Below are 16,447 nucleotides of genomic sequence, written 5' to 3'. Positions count from 1 at the left end.
CCTGCTCAGATTAAGCGGCTAATGCAAATACCTCAGCCGGGGTTTTCATCTTCAGCGCCTGATGGGGCCGTCGATGGTTGTAGAACATGCCCGATCCCCGATTCCATCATGCATGACGACGACGCTGTGGAGATGCTGCGCGTCTGGACCGCAGATCAGACGATGTACCGCTCAATGAAAATCGGGATGTATCAGGAAACGAAGAGGGTGTCGGAAGAGGCCATCTGGGGCGCGATTCTCGCCGACGTCGCCCGCCAGGTATCGACCACGCTGCAGCAAAGCTACCCGCGCACGGATACCGACTCCCTGGCGCTGGTTCGGGAGCACTTCCTCAAGGAACTCGGCACCCCCAACCGCCACGTCCAGCGACGGTACGCCGCGGCGACATCACTAAGGCCACGCCCCCCCTTCGCCATCACAAGGCGGCGCCACGGCAGCCTCGCGTGCCCATCCTCACACGCGACACCGTCGAGCGCCTCCTCTCGGGTCCCCCGACCCACCAACCACTCCCCTCAGCGCGCCCCCAGCCGCACCCGCGCGATCAGCAGTGTCGTCAGACTGATCACCGCCCCTACCATCAGATACAGCCCCGGCGCCAGCTTGTTGCCCGACGCCGCGATCAGCCATGCCACCGCCAGCGGAGTAAAGCCGCCGAAGATCGTCGTGCCGAGGTTGTAGCCGACCGCCATACCCGTCGCGCGCGTGCGCGTCGGGAACAGCGACGACATCAGTGCGGGGATCGGCGCAAAGTACACCGCCTTCAACATGCCGACCCAGAGCATCACGACCATCATCGTCGCCAGCGACGCATGCGCGTTCATGAACGCAAACGCCGGATACACCGTGCACAGGAACAACACCCCCGCCACCAGCATGATACGGATACGCCCGATCTTGTCCGACCAATGACCGACGAACGGCGTCAGCGTCATGATGACGAAGCCCGTCACCAGCGTCGCAATGAAGCCTTGTGACGGCGGCAAGCCAAGCTGCTTCGTCGCATACGTGGGCATGTACAAGATCATGTAGTTCGCCGTCGTCGTCAGCACCAGCGCACCGATGGACACCAGCAAACGCGCCTTCTGCGTCGCCAACACTTCCCATACCGGCGATTTGCCCGCGTCACCGTCAGCCGTGCGCGCGGCGTTCTTACGCGCGACGTCGTGCTCGAACGCAGGCGTCTCGTCCATGTACTTCCGGATGTAAAGCCCGATCGGCCCCACCAGCATCCCGAACAGGAACGGAATACGCCACCCCCATGACTCGAGTTGCGGCTGCGTCAACGCACCCGTGAGTACCGCCCCGAACGCCGACGCCAGCAGCGTGCTCGCTCCCTGACTCGCGAACTGCCAGCTCGACATGAAGCCCGGCCGGTTCGGCACGTGCTCGACAAGGAACGCCGTCGAGCTACCGAACTCTCCGCCCGCCGAGAACCCCTGCATCAGCCGCGACAGGAAAATGCCAATCGGCGCCCATACGCCGATCACCGCATACGTCGGCATGAACGCGATCAGCCCGGTGCCCACCGTCATCATCGCAATCGACAACATCAGCGAGGCGCGGCGCCCACGACGATCCGCATACGCGCCCAGCACGAAGGCCCCCAGAGGACGCGCAAGATACGACAGCGCAAACGTGCCCAGCGCCATCAGCAGCGACACAGTCTCGTCGTGCGCGGGGAAGAACAGCTTCGAAATCGTCACGGCAAAATAGCCGTAGACGATCAGGTCGTACCATTCGAGCGCGTTACCGATGGACGTCGCGACGATCAGTTTGTAGACGGGCACGTCCGTACGTGCGCCCTCCTTACCGGCGCTGGACGCGCCGCTCGCATGATCCGCCCCGGTGGCGGCAACGGTGCTGTTCATCGCGGCTTCCCCTCTTTCAGGTCCACATTCCCCAGATCCCAGAACAGACCCGCCATGATCTGCAACGCTTCGCGCGCGACGGATCCAAGCAGATGCTCGTCCGGCGCGTGCTGCGAACACGCCGGGTACGAGTGCGGCACCCACAGTGTCGGCAGGCCGAGCACATCGGCGAACACATCGTTCGGGAGCGTGCCGCCGAGATTCGGCAGCAGCACCGGCGCCTTGCCGGTCGTCTCACGCATCGATGCCAGCGCCCACAGCACCCACGGGTCATCCGGGTCGAGACGCGTGGCCATCACACCGCGCTCCACCTCGACCTCGACCATCGGGAAACCGTGCGCGTCCAGATGCGCGCGCAACATCTCTCCCAGCCGCTCCCAGTCGGTGCCCACAACGAAGCGGATCTGCATGTGCGCATAGGCATATGGGGGAATCGCGTTGACGGGCTTCTCAGGATTACCTGTCTTGAACGCCAATACCTCAATGTTGTTCCAGCCGATCACGCGCTCGGTCGGCGTCAGCCCAGGCTCGCCATAGTCGACGTCGACCTCGGGATCGTTCGGCCCACCGCCAACCTCCAGCCCGGCGAGCGCACGACGCACCGACACCGGCAGCTCGGGCGGACGCAGCCCCTCCACGAGAATCTTCCCGTTGCCGTCGACGATCGATGCAATCGCGTTCGCCAGCACCACCCCAGGATTGCGTAACAGCCCGCCCCAGTTGCCCGAGTGATGACCACCATCGCGCAAGTTCAGGCTGAGTTTGAAATTGACCAGCCCCCGCGAACCGAGGAATACCGTGGGACGCTCCGCCGTCAACCGCGGCCCGTCGGAGGCAATCAGCACGTCGGCTCGCAACTCGTCGCGCAATTGCTCGCAGATCGCGTGCAGCCCAGGCGAGCCCATCTCTTCGCCCATCTCCACGATCATCTTCACGTTGTATCCGAGCTTGCCGCCGCGCGAAGCCAATACCTCCGCCAGCGCCGCCAGATTGATCGTGTGCTGGCCCTTGTTGTCGGCGGTGCCGCGTCCGTACCAGCGATCTCCCTCCACCACGATCTCCCACGGCTTCAGGCCGTCGCGCCATTGCGCGTCATAGCCTCGCACCACGTCGCCGTGTCCGTAGGTGAGCACCGTGGGCGCGTCGTCGCTTTCGTGACGCTGCGCGATCAGGAATGGCCCGCCGCCCGGCACCGGATTGGGCACGATGCGCGACGTGAAGCCAAGCGCCGCGAGCGCGGGCGTCATTTCATCGGAGAGGTAAGCGTGCAAAACGTCACCGCTATCCGCCTCCTGACTCTCGGTCTTGTAGGCGACGCGACGGTTAAGAACATCGAGGAACGCGCCCGAGTCGTATTGGGCGGTGGCTTGGGAAATCGCTGCGCTACGTGTCACTGCTTGTCTCCAGATGGCTTGTGAGAGCACGGCGGCCTGTCTCGCACATCACTGCGACGCGTGTCGGCAGCACGCTGCGGCACAACCGTTCAGGCCATTCTAGGAGCGGGTATTTTTGACAACAATGACAATATTTCGAAGGTTTCTTTGCCGTTTCGGCAAAGCGAAAATCGAAGTTACACTCACGATCGATCGCGCTATTCCGCGTTCGTCATTCTGTCTCTCGCCCATGCAAACTCACGCGCTGCGTTACTTTCTCGAAGTCGCCCGTACGGGCTCGCTCAGTCGCGCCTCTGAGCGCCTGCATGTGGCCGTCTCGGCCCTGAGCCGTCAGATCGCAAAGCTCGAGGAGGATCTGGGCACGCCGCTGTTCGAACGCCGGCCACGTGGCATGGTGTTAAGCGAAGCCGGTGAGTTGCTCGCCGATCATGCGCGTCGCGTGCTGCTCGATGCTGAGCGTGTCACCTCGGAAATCCGAGGACTCGCGGAAGTGGGACGCGCGACGATTCGCGTCGCCAGCGCCGAGGGGGTGGCGCGGGATTTCCTGCCACAAGTCTTTGCGCGCTTTCGCGAAACGTATCCCGGCGCACACTTCCTGCTCGACGTCGTCTCGCCGTTCGAAGCCACCGTCCGGGTGCGAGATGGCGAGGCCGACATCGCCGTATGTTTCAGCGTCGCCCCTGAAAAAGGGGTGCAGGTCGTGCACTCGCAGCCAGCGCCGATCTATGCCCTGATGGCCAAGCGCCACCCGCTCGCCAAACGGCGCGATGTCGCGCTGGCCGACCTGCTGCCGTATCCGCTGGCACTGTCGAACGCCGGCGTGACCATCCGGCAGATGTTCGACCTTTGCTGCACGCTCGAAGGCCTGTTGTTCGAACCGGTGTTCGTGAGCAACTATCACGCCGCATTGCACAGCTTCGTGCGCTCAGGCAATGCGGTGACACTCACAGGTCTGCTCACGGTGCGCAGTCGTCTCGCGCCCGAAGGGCTCGTCGCCATTCCCATTCGGAATCCGGCACTGCATCAGCGCTCACTGCAAGTGCAGACGATGGCCGGTCGCACCCTGCCTGCCCCCGTCGAAGCCTTCCTCGGCCTGCTGATCGATGCCATTCGCGCACCTGAAATTCTCGACAAACCCTTTACTTCAAGGGGCTGAAGGGCCTAAGCGTCCCCCATGGTCATCTCGATTCGTCGCGGCTAATTTGTCGGCGGCGCAGGCGTAGCCGTCACGGCCTGTGCCTGCGTGTCGCCGTCGCCATCGGCCATCTGCTCACGATCGGTCAACTGCGCGAAGATCCATGCAGAACAACAGGTGATCACGCCGACGCACGCGAACGTCGACCGGAATGCGGGCAGCGCCCCAACGCCCTCACTCGCGCCGAACGCCCCGGTAAACGTCACCAGAAGCGCACCGCCCACGGTCAGACCAAAGCTCATTGCCAGCATCTGCACGAGCGAGAACAGGCTGTTGCCACCGCTGGCATCGTCCGGAGTCAGGTCCTTGAGCGTCAGCGTGTTCATGGCCGTGAACTGTATCGAATTGATGCCGCCGAGAATCCCCAACTGGATGATCAACAATGGCATCGGATAGTTGGGGGTGACGGCGGCGAAGCTCGCCATCACGCATCCGGCAAGGATCGTGTTCCACACCAGCACCGGCCGATAGCCGTAACGCATGACCAGATGTGTCGCGAGACTCTTGGCGAAAATGCCCGTGATCGTGATCGGCAGCATCAGCAGCCCCGCTTCGAAGGCCGTATAGCCAAGGCTCACTTGCAGCAGCAGCGGCACGAGATAGGGCACCGCCGCGATGCCGATTCGCGCAAAGAGGTTGCCCAGCAACCCGACGCTGAACGTGTGCACGCGAAACATCGCCAGCGAAAACAACGGCTGCGGCGCTCGGTTCGCGTATAGCCCGTAGGCGACAAAGCCGGCAAACCCCACCACCAGCAACACCAGCATGAGGGCGTGCGCGCCCGCCATGTCGGCACGCCGGTCGAGCGCCAGCGAGGTCGCCACCATACCGACGCAGAGCAACAGATAGCCCTTGAGGTCGAACGGCGTCTGGTGCGGGGCGCGCGCGTTAACCAGAAAGAAGTGCGCCGCCACGCACCCCGCCACCCCAACCGGCACGTTGATCAGGAACACCCAATGCCACGACGCCACCTTGACAAGCCACCCGCCCAGCGTCGGCCCGATCAATGGACCGATCATTCCCGGCACCGCAACGAATGCGAGCGCCTGCAAGAATTGCTCGCGCGGGAAGGTGCGCAACACCGCCAGCCGTCCCACCGGCAGCAGCATCGCTCCGCCGAATCCCTGCACCACGCGCCACCAGACCAGCGCCTCGAGCGTGCCGGAATAGGCGCACATTGCAGAGCCGATGGAGAAGATCGTCAATGCACTGGAGAAAACCACACGCGTGCCCAGGCGGTCCGCCAGCCACCCCGATAACGGAATCGTCACGGCCATGGTCAGCGCATAGGCGATGACCACCGCCTGCATGTGCAACGGCGATTGACCGAGATCGCGCGCCATGGCTGGCAGCGCCGTATTGACGATCGTCGAGTCCAGCGTCTGCATGAAGAAGCCGATGGACACCACAAGGAGCATCGCTTTCTGCCGCCACGCGGCCGGGTTGGGTGAAGTCATGTCGATGAGTAATGAACGGTCATGGGCACGCACGCCCGCCGCGGATAAAACAGTCGCCTGTCCCGCAGACGTCTCGCGAGATCATACCGGCGATGGTCGACCGCATGTCGTAATGCAACGTCGATTACCGATATCGAATCATATCCGCCGTCTAAATGCACTGCGGCGCAGTCCGAAAAATCGGATGCGCCGCAGTCTTGCTTTCCGTCATCGTCATCGAAGGCTCCGCTCCCGAAGCCCTCGGCCAGCTACACGCCCTTCACGGCATCGCGCACCTGCTCCAGCGCCACCGGGTCCTCCAGCGTGATCAGATCGCCCGTCTCGCGGCCCTCGCATATCGCCTGAATCGCACGGCGCAGCAGTTTGCCGGAGCGCGTCTTGGGCAGCGTGGTCACGAAGAATACTCGCGCCGGACGCGCTACCGCGCCCAATTGCTTGTCGACCGTCTTCATGACATCGCCTTCCAGCGCCAGACGCGCCTCGGGCGTCGCGGCCAGTTCCGGCTGACGCAACACTGCAAATGCGATCGCCACTTGCCCCTTGAGCGCATCCTGGGCACCGATGACCGCCACTTCCGCCACGGCGGGATGACTTGCAATGCTCTCCTCGATCTCACGCGAACCCAGCCGGTGACCCGCGACGTTGATGACGTCATCGGTGCGGCCAAGAATGAAGTAATACCCATCCTCGTCGCGCAGCCCCCAGTCGAAGCTGGAGTACAGCATGCGGCCCGGCACCGTCTGCCAATAGGTTTTGACGAAGCGGGCATCGTCGCCCCACACCGTGCTCATGCACCCGGGTGGCAGCGGCCCTTCGATGGCCAGCACGCCCTTCTGGTTCGGGCCGCAGTCCTCTCCCGTCACCTCGTCAACAAGCTTCACATCGTAGCCGTACACCGGCTTGCCCGGCGATCCGAGCTTGCCCGGCAAGACTTCGACGCCACGCGTCATGCCGAGGATCGGCCAACCGGTCTCGGTCTGCCAATAGTTGTCGACGACCGGCTTGCCTACGCCCTCGGTGAGCCAGCGCGCCGTCGGCTCGTCGAGCGGCTCGCCTGCGAGGAAAATCAGCCGCAGCGACGACAGGTCGTATTGCGTCAGGTACGCCGGATCCTGCTTCTTAAGCACACGAATCGCCGTCGGGGCGGTGAAAAGCTGCGTTACCTTGTATTTCTCGACAATGCGCCACCAGATCCCGCCATCGGGACGGATCGGCGTGCCCTCGTACATCACGGTGGCAATGCCCGCGAGCAACGGCGCGTACACGATGTAGCTGTGTCCGACCACCCAACCGATGTCCGACGCGCAGAACATCGTGTCGCCCGGTTTCACGCAGAAAATATGCTGCATCGACGCCGCCAGCGCCACCGCATATCCGCCGGTATCGCGTTGCACCCCTTTCGGTTTGCCCGTCGTGCCAGACGTGTAGAGCACGTAGGACGGCTCACTCGACTCAAGCCATTCGCATGGCACCAAGGCATCGAGGTGTTGTTCGCGCAATGACGCGTAGTCGACATCGCGGCCTTCCACACGCGTCATCGGTGCCAACCCCCGGTCGACGAGCAACACGCTCGACGGTTTGTGCTGCGCAAGCGTGATGCCTTCGTCGAGCAACGGCTTGTACGGAACGACCTTGCCATTGCGCGAACCGGCGTCGGCCGAGACAATGACTTTCGGTCGCGCGTCGTCGATGCGGGTCGCCAGATTGACGGACGCGAAGCCGCCAAACACCACCGAGTGGATTGCGCCCAGACGCGTACACGCGAGCATCGCGAACAACGCCTCAGGCACCATCGGCATGTAGATCAGCACCCGCTCGCCACGCGCAACGCCCAGCGATTGCAACGACGCTGCCATGCGATTGACTTCCGCGGCCAGTTCGTCGTACGTGTAGACACGTTCCTGTTCGGTCTCCGTCGACACCCAGATCAGTGCGTTTTGCGTGCCGCGCGACGGAAGGTGGCGGTCGACGGCGTTGTGGCACAGATTCGTTCGACCACCGACGAACCAGCGGGCAAACGGCGGCTTGTCATAGTCGAGCACCTGCGTAAAAGGTGTCTCCCAATCGATCAGCCGGGCCTGCTCCTCCCAGAAGGCCGCGCGCGAATCGGGGGTAATCGAGCGGGCGTGAAACGACGCATACGAAGTCATATTGTCTCCTTGCATATATGAATTGGCTCGCGCGCCCGTCATGCCATACCGGCGGTGCCGGGGCGAAACGGAGCTGGCGCGGCGCCGGATCGGGCCGGCGGAGTCGGTCGCGCATCGCCATCGAACGGCAATGCGTTTCGGTGCAATGAAATCGTCAGGCACGGGTGACGTGCCTCGCGTTCAGTGTGCGCGTTGACGCTTACGGAAGGCTTACCGGGCGACCTCGCCCTGCCCGCGAAACCCTAGGGGATTACACGGACATGGCGTCAGGCCGGGTCGGCGATGTTGCCGCGTTGTTGTGTTGTCGGCCTGCCCGTCCGACACGTCATGCCGGTGCCGCCCGATGCTGGCCTGCATCCTCCCGCCAGCCGCGCACGAACATCTCTACGGCATACAAGCGCCGGATCGTCGCCGTCGATTCGAGATGGTGATGCGCAATGCGGCCGATGGCCCGCCGGCATGCGTCGCGGTCGATCCATCCCGACGCCGCACAGTAGCCCTCCAGACACACCTCTTCCACATGCTGGAGGTTGGCCGCCACGCCCGCCTCCACGATGCCCGTCGTCATCCCCTTGTCGCGCTGCCAGAGATTCGGCAGGCCGCTTGCAAGATAGGCCGCGCGGCGCAACGGCAGCCGGTTGTAGATCGCATTGAAAAGGCGGTACGTCGGCATGGCGAAACCCGCTTCGATGACCGGCTGCGTCAGGAACGGAAACACCGTGCCGCTCGCAGCCAGCGACGGGTGCACCTCGATGTCGCGAAGGTTACCCAGCGTGCGCAGAATCTGCACGCGCTTGCCTGGGCGTATCCGAAGCGGCCATTGCGCGAGCCACGCCTGAGCGAGCGGCTCAGTGCCCTCGGCCAGACCATCGCAGGCCGCTGCCGTAAGCAGATCGCTCGCCTGTGCCGCCAGGGGATCGGCGTGACACTGCCGCAACTGCACGAAGGCGCGCTGCAACACCCACCATAGCGGCAAGCGCTGCATCACCGCCAGATCTCGCCACGCACCGAATCCTCGCCGCCACTGACCGTCGGCAAAAGCATCGAGAAGCGCGCCATCAGGTGGCGAGGCGAGGAAGATGGCGTTGCCGCCATGCCCGTTGACGAGCCGGTGGTCGCGGTAAGACGTCAGCCGTTCGCGCAGGGCGTCGAGCTGCGCGAGCATGCACACATGCAGCGCAGGACGCGCCAGACGCGGGATCGTCGCAGGCGGAGAAAACGCGCCATGTTCGATATCGAAACGCTCGAACGCCATACGCACATGCCGCGCGACGTTGTCCGCATGATGCGACCTGTCGCTCGATGGCAATGCCGGATCACGATGATTCACCGCAGTGCAGTTGCCGGCACGCCCCGACTCGGCAAGCGCCAATGCGAGCGATGTCGACTCGACGCCGCCCGACAGCTCAAGCACGGCGGGCTTGTCTCCGAGGCACCGCTCTGCCGATCGGCGCAACAGTCCCAGCACCCCCTCGCCAGACGCCACTTCGCCGGCCCCATTCGCGTCGCCGCGCTGTTGCCACGACGGCCACCACACGACACGGGTCTTCGGCGCGCCGCGCTCGGGAATCCACAGCGCATGTCCCAGCGGCAGACGTTCCACGTCGTGCAGCGCACACTGCACGCCACCAATGTCGCCATGAACGAGAAAGGACTTGAGTGCGTCGCTATTGAACGCCGGGCGGGCGTCGGCAATCGAAGCCGGGTTCGCGGCGACATGCACCGCCCCGTCTCGGCAAAAGCGGTAATACGTCGGACAGTGGCCACATGGGTCGCACAGAACGAGCGTCGTCGCGCACCAGCGGTCGTGCACGATGACCCGGTAATGCCCCCAGAACTGCTCGACGAAACGCTCCGGCGATTCGATCGCCGTGCGGGCCAGTTCGAGCCCCGGCGCCACTTCCTGACCATCCTCCTTGCGGAACACGTGGCCGCTCACATACCAGGCCAGCAACTCGCTCTGGCCACTCGTGTGCTGGCGCTCACCGCTCGGTTCAGGACAAATGCGGGCTGCGGGCTGGCCATCCAGGGCACGCAGTACGACGGCTCCGGGCAACGGCACGTGCCGCTCGGCCGGCCCAGGTCTCAGGCGGGCAATTCTCATTGCGGGCTCCGTTTGAATTGAGTCGTAACGCCAACTTGCCGCGGCTCACCGCGCTCCACCTCGGCTCAGGCGGGTGTCTCGAAGATCACGGCGAGTTGCTCTCGGCGCGGCGGATCGTCACCGACGATGTGTCCCTGCGCCACGGCCCACGCGTTGGCGTAAAACGGCTGACGCTGAACGCCGATCAAACGGCGTAGCGCTTGTGAATGGTCGTATGAGAGATTCAAGTGGCGATCGCGGGAGAGCTTGTGCACCACCATATGCCCATCGATACCCACGACGTGCACATCGAGCGCCAGATGACGGAAAACCAGCGCGTTCGCACACGAGTTGGCTCCGATTCGCATCGAATCCGTCACCTCAGGCGTTACCCCCAGTGGCCACCGGCAACGGCGGAATACAAATCGGCGAGAAACTGCGCGGCGGGACCGCGATGCCACCAGCGCCATTGCCAGGAACACCGCGCATAGCATGGGTGGCGTCCACCGAGGACAGCACATCAAGTTCGGTCACTGCCTTCGTGGTTCCCATTTGACCCTTCATTTAGGATTCCTTTTTGAGTGAGTACGAACGGATCTATCCGCGTCTTCATCATAGGAAGCGAGAGCCGGTCTATTCATGGGAATTTTCCGAAGCAGGTGTGAAGCGGGCCCAGAGACGCGGGAGACATTCCCGGCCGCAAATACAAAACGCCCGTGAGGGAGATCCTCACGGGCGTTTTGTTTGACGCCGGCGATGCGATGATCGCCGGGTGAACCGGAGAAGACTGGCGCTTAGCGCTGCGCCGTCTTGGTGACCTTCGCGGGCGCCTTGGCAGCCGTCTTGGCCACCGTCTTTGCCTGGGCCTTCGCGGGCGCCTTCGACGCGACCTTTGCCGGGGCGGTCTTGCTGCTGGCCACGGCGGCCTTGGCCGGACTGGCGGCCGGGCGGCGGTCGACCACGCGAATCATCTTGCCGTTCTTGCCACGCACCATGCGCGTGCGCGGTGCGTCGTCGTCTTCCTTGGCTGCCGGTGCCGCCGGTGCGGCGGAAGCGGCCATCACACGTGAGGCATCCTTGACCGGTACATGCAGCACCAGCAGTTGGCCCGACGTGAGCGTATCGCGACGCAGGCGGTTCCAGCTCTTGATCTGCGCCACACTCACACCGCTGCGCGAGGCAACGCTGGCGAGCGTGTCGTGCTTGCGCGCACGCACCATGACCTTGCGGGTGTCGGGAAGATCCGGCTCCAGCGCCAGCACCGCGTTGCTGGCCACCGACGCGCTGATGTCCTGATCGATGTCGTTCGAACGCGGCACCAGCAGCGTCGAGCCGGCCTTCAGACGCATACGCGGTGCAATGTTGTTGACCGAGCGGATGATGGCAGCGTCGACGCCCAGCTTGAGCGCCACATCTTCCGGACGCTCACGCGAAGCCGACGTGTACGTCGTCCAGCTCGACAGCGGCTTGTCGTAGCCCTTCAACCGGCGCTGGAACACTTCGGCGCTGTCGAACGGCAGCAGAATTTGCGGCTGCGCGGCGCCGAGAATCACGGGCTTGCGGAACGACGGGTTGAGTGCATGGAATTCGTCGAGCGGCAGATCGGCCAGCTTCGCGGCGAGCGCCACGTCGATGTCGCGCTTGGTGGTCACGCTGACGAAATACGGGTGATTCGGAATCTCGGGCAGCTTCACGCTGTAGAGGTCCGGATGCGCAATGATGTTCTTGATCGCCTGCAGCTTCGGCACGTAATAACGTGTCTCGGTCGGCATACGCAGGCTCAGGTAATCGGTGGGCAGACCTTGCGCCTGATTGCGGTCGATCGCGCGCTGCACGTTGCCCTCGCCCCAGTTATAGGCAGCGAGCGCCAGGTGCCAGTCGCCGAACATCGCATAGAGCTTCGAGAGGTAATCGAGCGCGGCGGTCGTCGAGGCGAGCACGTCGCGGCGCTCGTCCTGGAACATGTTCTGCTTGAGGTTGTACGTCTTGCCCGTGCTCGGAATGAACTGCCACATACCGGCGGCCTTGGCCGTCGAGAGCGCCTGCGGGTTGTACGCACTTTCCACAAACGGCAGCAACGCCAGCTCCGTCGGCATGTGACGGCGCTCAAGTTCTTCAACGATGTGGAACAGATATTTGTTCGACCGCTGGATCATGCGCTCGACGTATTCAGGACGCTGTGCGTACCACTGCGTGCGGTCCTGCGCGAGGTCGGTATCCAGATCGGGGATGGCGAAACCATGACGAATGCGTGACCAGAGATCGGCGTCGGTGCCGTAGGCCAGATCGTTCAACGAGTCGTTATCGAGATCGATGGTTTGATCGCTGGAGACTCGCTGCTTGCCTTTGGCGGTCGACGCGAGAGGTGACTTGCTCTGCGCTTCGGGGGTGGAATTCGACGCACCTGTAGTCGGCGCTGTGCTGGCGCAAGCCGCAAGAAGCAGCGTCAGTAGCAAGCTAACGAGAAGTCGCATTGATCGGGCTCAAATTGAGTGACATCTTCATGAAATTGGCATGGATGGTAAGGAAACCCTTCGGATGCGTCAACCTTTCTGCCTAATTTTTTTGCAAAATTTATGCCAAAACGCCCCAAAAATGGGGGTTATCCCTTAGTTTAATTTCCAGCAATGTGGTCGAAGAGATACATCTGAGCGGCGTACTCGATGCCATCGAAACGGTACCGAAACTTCGCATTCGAGGCGATCCGGCAGGGTTGAGCAGGCGCGCACGAAGATGTCAACGTCCGTCTCATAGCAGAAGTCATGATGCGTCACGCTATTGACAGCATGACGCACTCCGGTCATGAAGCACTCCGATTAGCGGAAGGTATCTTTCCAACGGCGCACGGTGGCAAATACCGCCTCGCGGGAAGGCGTTGCGTGGCCGGCATGTGCTTCGGCGGCGGCGATGACAGCCGGCGCGTCGCTGCGCAGGAAAGGGTTCGTCTCCCGCTCCTGAGCGAGCGTGGTGGGCAGCGTTGGGCGACCGGCATCGCGAAGCGCCGTTGCCTGCCGATGCCATGCGGCAAGTGCCGCGTTGTCCGGATCGACGGCCAGCGCGAAGCGAATGTTCGACAGGGTGTATTCGTGAGCGCAGTGCACGAGCGTGGCGGGCGGGAGTGCCGCAAGCGCATCGAGCGACGCGAGCATCTGCGCGGGCGTGCCCTCGAACAGGCGGCCGCAACCGCACGAGAACAGTGTGTCGCCGCAGAACAGGCGCGGTGCGCCTGCACCGGTGCCGAGGAAGTACGCGATATGGCCCAACGTGTGGCCGGGCACGTCGATCACTTCCAGTGTCATGGCCGGGGCTGCAATGTGAACCGTCTCGCCACCGTCATGCGGATGATCGACACATGCGATGGCCTCACGGGCCGGGCCGTGCACGGGGACGTCGAAATGCTCGAGCAGCGTGCCGACGCCGCCAATGTGGTCGGCATGCTTGTGCGTGACGAGGATGGCGCGCAGCGTGAGGCCGCGCGATTCGAGATAGGCGAGCACCGGGGCGGCGTCGCCCGGGTCGACGACGACGGCATCTTTGCCGTCATCGATGACCCAGAGATAATTGTCCTGGAACGCGGGGACGGGAAAGACTGTCAGTGTACCGGCCGACTGCTTACTCGCCGCATCTGTGTGCGCATCCATATATACTCGCCACCATGTCAGAACGTCCGATTATAGACTGGCCCGTCTGGCTCGTCTCACCGCCAGGCCGCTACGCGCTCGCGTGGGAACAGGCCCTCTTCGACCAATGGGTCGGGGATCTGTTCGGCTATCACGCGCTGCAACTCGGCCGTCCCGAGCTGGATACGCTGCGCGAGAACCGCATGCCTTACCGGGGCCTCATTCTTCCTGCCGCGCGCGGCGCTGAAGCACCGCCGCTCATGACCAAGGCCGCCAGCGATACGACCGGCAGCACACCGTCGTGCGACGCGAGTTCGGCGGCCATGGTCGCCCGCGACATCCTCGTGAGCCGGTTCGACGAGTTGCCCATCGCCACGGCAAGCACCGACCTTGTCGTACTGCCGCACGTGCTCGAGTTTGCCGAGAATCCGCACGACATCCTGCGCGAGGTCGAGCGTATTCTCGTGCCCGAGGGACAAGTCATCATCACCGGCTTCAACAATCTGAGCCTGTGGGGCGCGCGCGAGGAACTGGGCAAGCTGGCCGGTGCGCCATTTCTGCCGCCGGGCGCCGATCTCATTGCGTTCACGCGCCTGAAAGACTGGCTCAAGCTGCTGTCCTTCGACATCGATCGCGGACGCTTCGGTTGCTATCGTCCGCCGTTGCGCGGCGACCACTGGCTGCAACGCTTCGAGTTCATGGAACCGGCAGGCGACCGTTGGTGGCCGATCTTCGGTGCGCTTTATGCAGTGCGGGCGGTCAAGCGGGTGCGGGGCATGCGCTTGGTCGGCAAAGTCCGCAAGCGTATACTCGGCCTCCAGCCAGCGGCGGCACCGGTCGCTACGCCCAACACCACGCATCGCCAGATGGCCGAAGCAACCGACGCGCCCGATTGATTGTTTGAGAGATGACCTTGCCGCAAGTTGAGATTTATACCGACGGTGCCTGCAAAGGCAACCCCGGCCCCGGCGGTTGGGGCGCCCTGCTCGTCGCGGGCAAACACCGCAAGGAAATGTTCGGCGGCGAAGCCAACACCACCAATAACCGCATGGAACTGCTTGCCGTCATTCGCGCGCTCGAAGCGCTGACCAAGCCCTGCCACGTTGTGCTCCACACCGACTCGCAATACGTGCAGAAAGGCATCAGCGAGTGGATTCACGGCTGGAAGACGCGCGGCTGGAAAACGGCAGCCAAAGCGCCGGTGAAGAACGCCGATCTCTGGCAAACGCTCGATGTCGTTTCGCAGAAACACGAAATCGACTGGCGCTGGGTGAAGGGCCACGCGGGGCACGAAGGCAACGAAGCCGCCGACCAGTTGGCCAATCGCGGCGTGGAGAGTCTGCGTCGCGGTTAGCGCGGCGACGGCGATCCGACAAGCACCATCCGCGCGTTGCGTGAGGCGTCATGACCCGCAGCGCGCCAATTCCGAAAACACACGAGACTCACCGAACATCATGCGACAACTGATCCTCGATACCGAAACCACTGGCCTGAATGCCAAGACGGGTGACCGTCTGCTGGAAATCGGTTGCGTCGAACTGGTCAATCGCCGCCTGACCGGCAACAACCTGCACTTCTACATCAACCCCGAACGCGACAGCGATCCGGGCGCACTGGCGGTGCACGGGTTGACCACCGAATTCCTCTCCGACAAGCCCAAATTCGCCGAGATCGCTGAAGAGTTGCGCGAATATTGCCGCGACGCCGAGATCATCATCCACAACGCCGCGTTCGATTTGGGCTTCCTCGACATGGAGTTCGGCCGTCTCGGCTGGCCGCCATTCATGCAGCACTGCTCGAGCCTCATCGACACGCTGATGCAGGCCCGCGAGATGTTCCCAGGCCGGCGCAATTCGCTGGATGCCCTTTGCGAGCGTCTCGGTGTGAACAATGCGCACCGCACGCTGCACGGCGCATTGCTCGACGCGGAACTGCTTGCCGACGTCTACCTCGCCATGACACGCGGTCAGGAAAGTCTCGTCATGGATACGTACGATGGCGACGATGGGGAAGCCGGCGCACATCGCGAGAAGATTTCGCTGCGTCAGTTCGACCTGCCGATCATTGCGGCCGCGACCGAAGAGATTGCGCTGCACGACGACGTGCTGAACGGCATCGACAAGAGCGTGAAGGGCACGTGCGTGTGGCGCAAAGAACCGGCACCGCCCGAAGGCGATGCGCCTTCCGCCCCGTAAGTTCGCGCAGCACGATCCGGGACTTTGCGAAAATTTCGCATGACGCTCTTCCCAAGCGAAGAAAACATCCCTATAATTGCGGTCTTTGCTGCTTGCGAGTCATCGCGAGAAACGGCGTGAAGTGATCGAGAGATATCGTCACGGCGGCAGCAAAAAAGAACGAAAGAAAAGTTGCAGGCTTCTACGAAAACAGTTAAAGTTCTGCTCCTGATTGCGAAACGAAAGCGTTAGCAATCAGCACTAAATCATTGATTTAGTTAATGATTTGGGTGGTTAGCTCAGCGGTAGAGCACTGCCTTCACACGGCAGGGGTCACAGGTTCAATCCCTGTACCACCCACCAAATTTGCGCGAACCGCGCTGAAAAAGGCCCTCAGGCAAATGCCGAGGGCCTTTTTCTTTTGTTGCCTAACCTCTTCGAGAGCTTTAGGTGCAAGGGCGGTGCAGTCAGAAAATGCGTCCAGACCTCAACAAGAACTCGTATGG

12 protein-coding genes, 1 tRNA gene and 1 pseudogene are annotated in these 16,447 nt (G+C 63.0%); 6 read left to right on the top strand and 8 right to left on the bottom strand.

All coding sequences use genetic code 11. The features are described from left to right. Positions 1-21: 21 nt before the first annotated feature. Positions 22-339, top strand: a pseudogene (locus tag PCO31110_RS26290) (DUF5076 domain-containing protein); the annotation flags it as partial. 173 nt (positions 340-512) lie between these two features. Here the strand turns inward: PCO31110_RS26290 and PCO31110_RS19770 are convergent. Both PCO31110_RS19770 and PCO31110_RS19765 read right to left on the bottom strand, forming a co-directional pair. After that, positions 513-1,868, bottom strand: coding sequence for an MFS transporter (locus PCO31110_RS19770; RefSeq protein WP_010805949.1), 1,356 nt, complete (start codon positions 1,866-1,868; stop codon positions 513-515). Next, positions 1,865-3,262: a M20 family metallopeptidase gene (locus PCO31110_RS19765; RefSeq protein ID WP_010805948.1), complete on the bottom strand. Its 1,398-nt coding sequence runs from the start codon at positions 3,260-3,262 to the stop codon at positions 1,865-1,867. The genes PCO31110_RS19770 and PCO31110_RS19765 overlap by 4 nt, the downstream gene beginning before the upstream one ends. Positions 3,263-3,491: 229 nt before the next feature. Here PCO31110_RS19765 and PCO31110_RS19760 point away from each other — a divergent pair, with 229 nt between their 5' ends. Beyond that, positions 3,492-4,418: a LysR family transcriptional regulator gene (locus tag PCO31110_RS19760; protein WP_150691211.1), complete on the top strand. Its 927-nt coding sequence runs from the start codon at positions 3,492-3,494 to the stop codon at positions 4,416-4,418. A gap of 41 nt (positions 4,419-4,459) precedes the next feature. Here PCO31110_RS19760 and mdtD read toward each other — a convergent pair whose 3' ends face one another. From mdtD to gloB, 6 genes are all read right to left on the bottom strand, one after another. Continuing rightward, positions 4,460-5,914: a multidrug transporter subunit MdtD gene (mdtD, locus tag PCO31110_RS19755; protein ID WP_246189901.1), complete on the bottom strand. Its 1,455-nt coding sequence runs from the start codon at positions 5,912-5,914 to the stop codon at positions 4,460-4,462. Positions 5,915-6,162: 248 nt separating this feature from the next. Beyond that, positions 6,163-8,064, bottom strand: coding sequence for a propionate--CoA ligase (locus PCO31110_RS19750; RefSeq protein ID WP_150691210.1), 1,902 nt, complete (start codon positions 8,062-8,064; stop codon positions 6,163-6,165). A gap of 325 nt (positions 8,065-8,389) precedes the next feature. Next, positions 8,390-10,168, bottom strand: coding sequence for an asparagine synthase-related protein (locus PCO31110_RS19745; protein WP_150691209.1), 1,779 nt, complete (start codon positions 10,166-10,168; stop codon positions 8,390-8,392). Positions 10,169-10,233: 65 nt separating this feature from the next. After that, a complete protein-coding gene (locus PCO31110_RS19740) occupies positions 10,234-10,515 on the bottom strand; it encodes a transglutaminase-like domain-containing protein (protein ID WP_010805943.1) in 282 nt (93 codons plus the stop codon). Between the two features lie 426 nt (positions 10,516-10,941). Then, complete coding sequence (locus PCO31110_RS19730; RefSeq protein WP_010805941.1) at positions 10,942-12,621, bottom strand: transglycosylase SLT domain-containing protein; 1,680 nt, start codon at positions 12,619-12,621, stop codon at positions 10,942-10,944. Between the two features lie 342 nt (positions 12,622-12,963). Further along, positions 12,964-13,788, bottom strand: a complete 825-nt coding sequence (gene gloB, locus PCO31110_RS19725; protein WP_150691208.1) for a hydroxyacylglutathione hydrolase — start codon at positions 13,786-13,788, stop codon at positions 12,964-12,966. Positions 13,789-13,802: 14 nt separating this feature from the next. On the opposite strand from gloB, the gene PCO31110_RS19720 reads away from it, so the two are divergent. The 4 genes from PCO31110_RS19720 to PCO31110_RS19705 all read left to right on the top strand — a co-directional run bounded on the left by PCO31110_RS19720 (position 13,803) and on the right by PCO31110_RS19705 (position 16,304). Continuing rightward, positions 13,803-14,663 carry a methyltransferase domain-containing protein gene (locus PCO31110_RS19720; protein ID WP_010805939.1) on the top strand — a complete coding sequence of 287 codons (861 nt, stop codon included), beginning with the start codon at positions 13,803-13,805 and terminating at the stop codon, positions 14,661-14,663. A gap of 11 nt (positions 14,664-14,674) precedes the next feature. Next, positions 14,675-15,121: a ribonuclease HI gene (gene rnhA / locus PCO31110_RS19715; protein ID WP_010805938.1), complete on the top strand. Its 447-nt coding sequence runs from the start codon at positions 14,675-14,677 to the stop codon at positions 15,119-15,121. Between the two features lie 100 nt (positions 15,122-15,221). Further along, a complete protein-coding gene (gene dnaQ, locus PCO31110_RS19710) occupies positions 15,222-15,962 on the top strand; it encodes a DNA polymerase III subunit epsilon (RefSeq protein WP_150691207.1) in 741 nt (246 codons plus the stop codon). A gap of 267 nt (positions 15,963-16,229) precedes the next feature. Beyond that, positions 16,230-16,304 (top strand) — tRNA-Val (locus tag PCO31110_RS19705). The last annotated feature ends 143 nt before the right edge of the window (positions 16,305-16,447 follow it).

Origin of the sequence: Pandoraea communis (genome assembly GCF_902459745.1) — a bacterium.
Taxonomy (GTDB): Bacteria; Pseudomonadota; Gammaproteobacteria; order Burkholderiales; family Burkholderiaceae; genus Pandoraea; species Pandoraea communis.
This window is presented reverse-complemented; position numbering and strand designations above follow the sequence as displayed.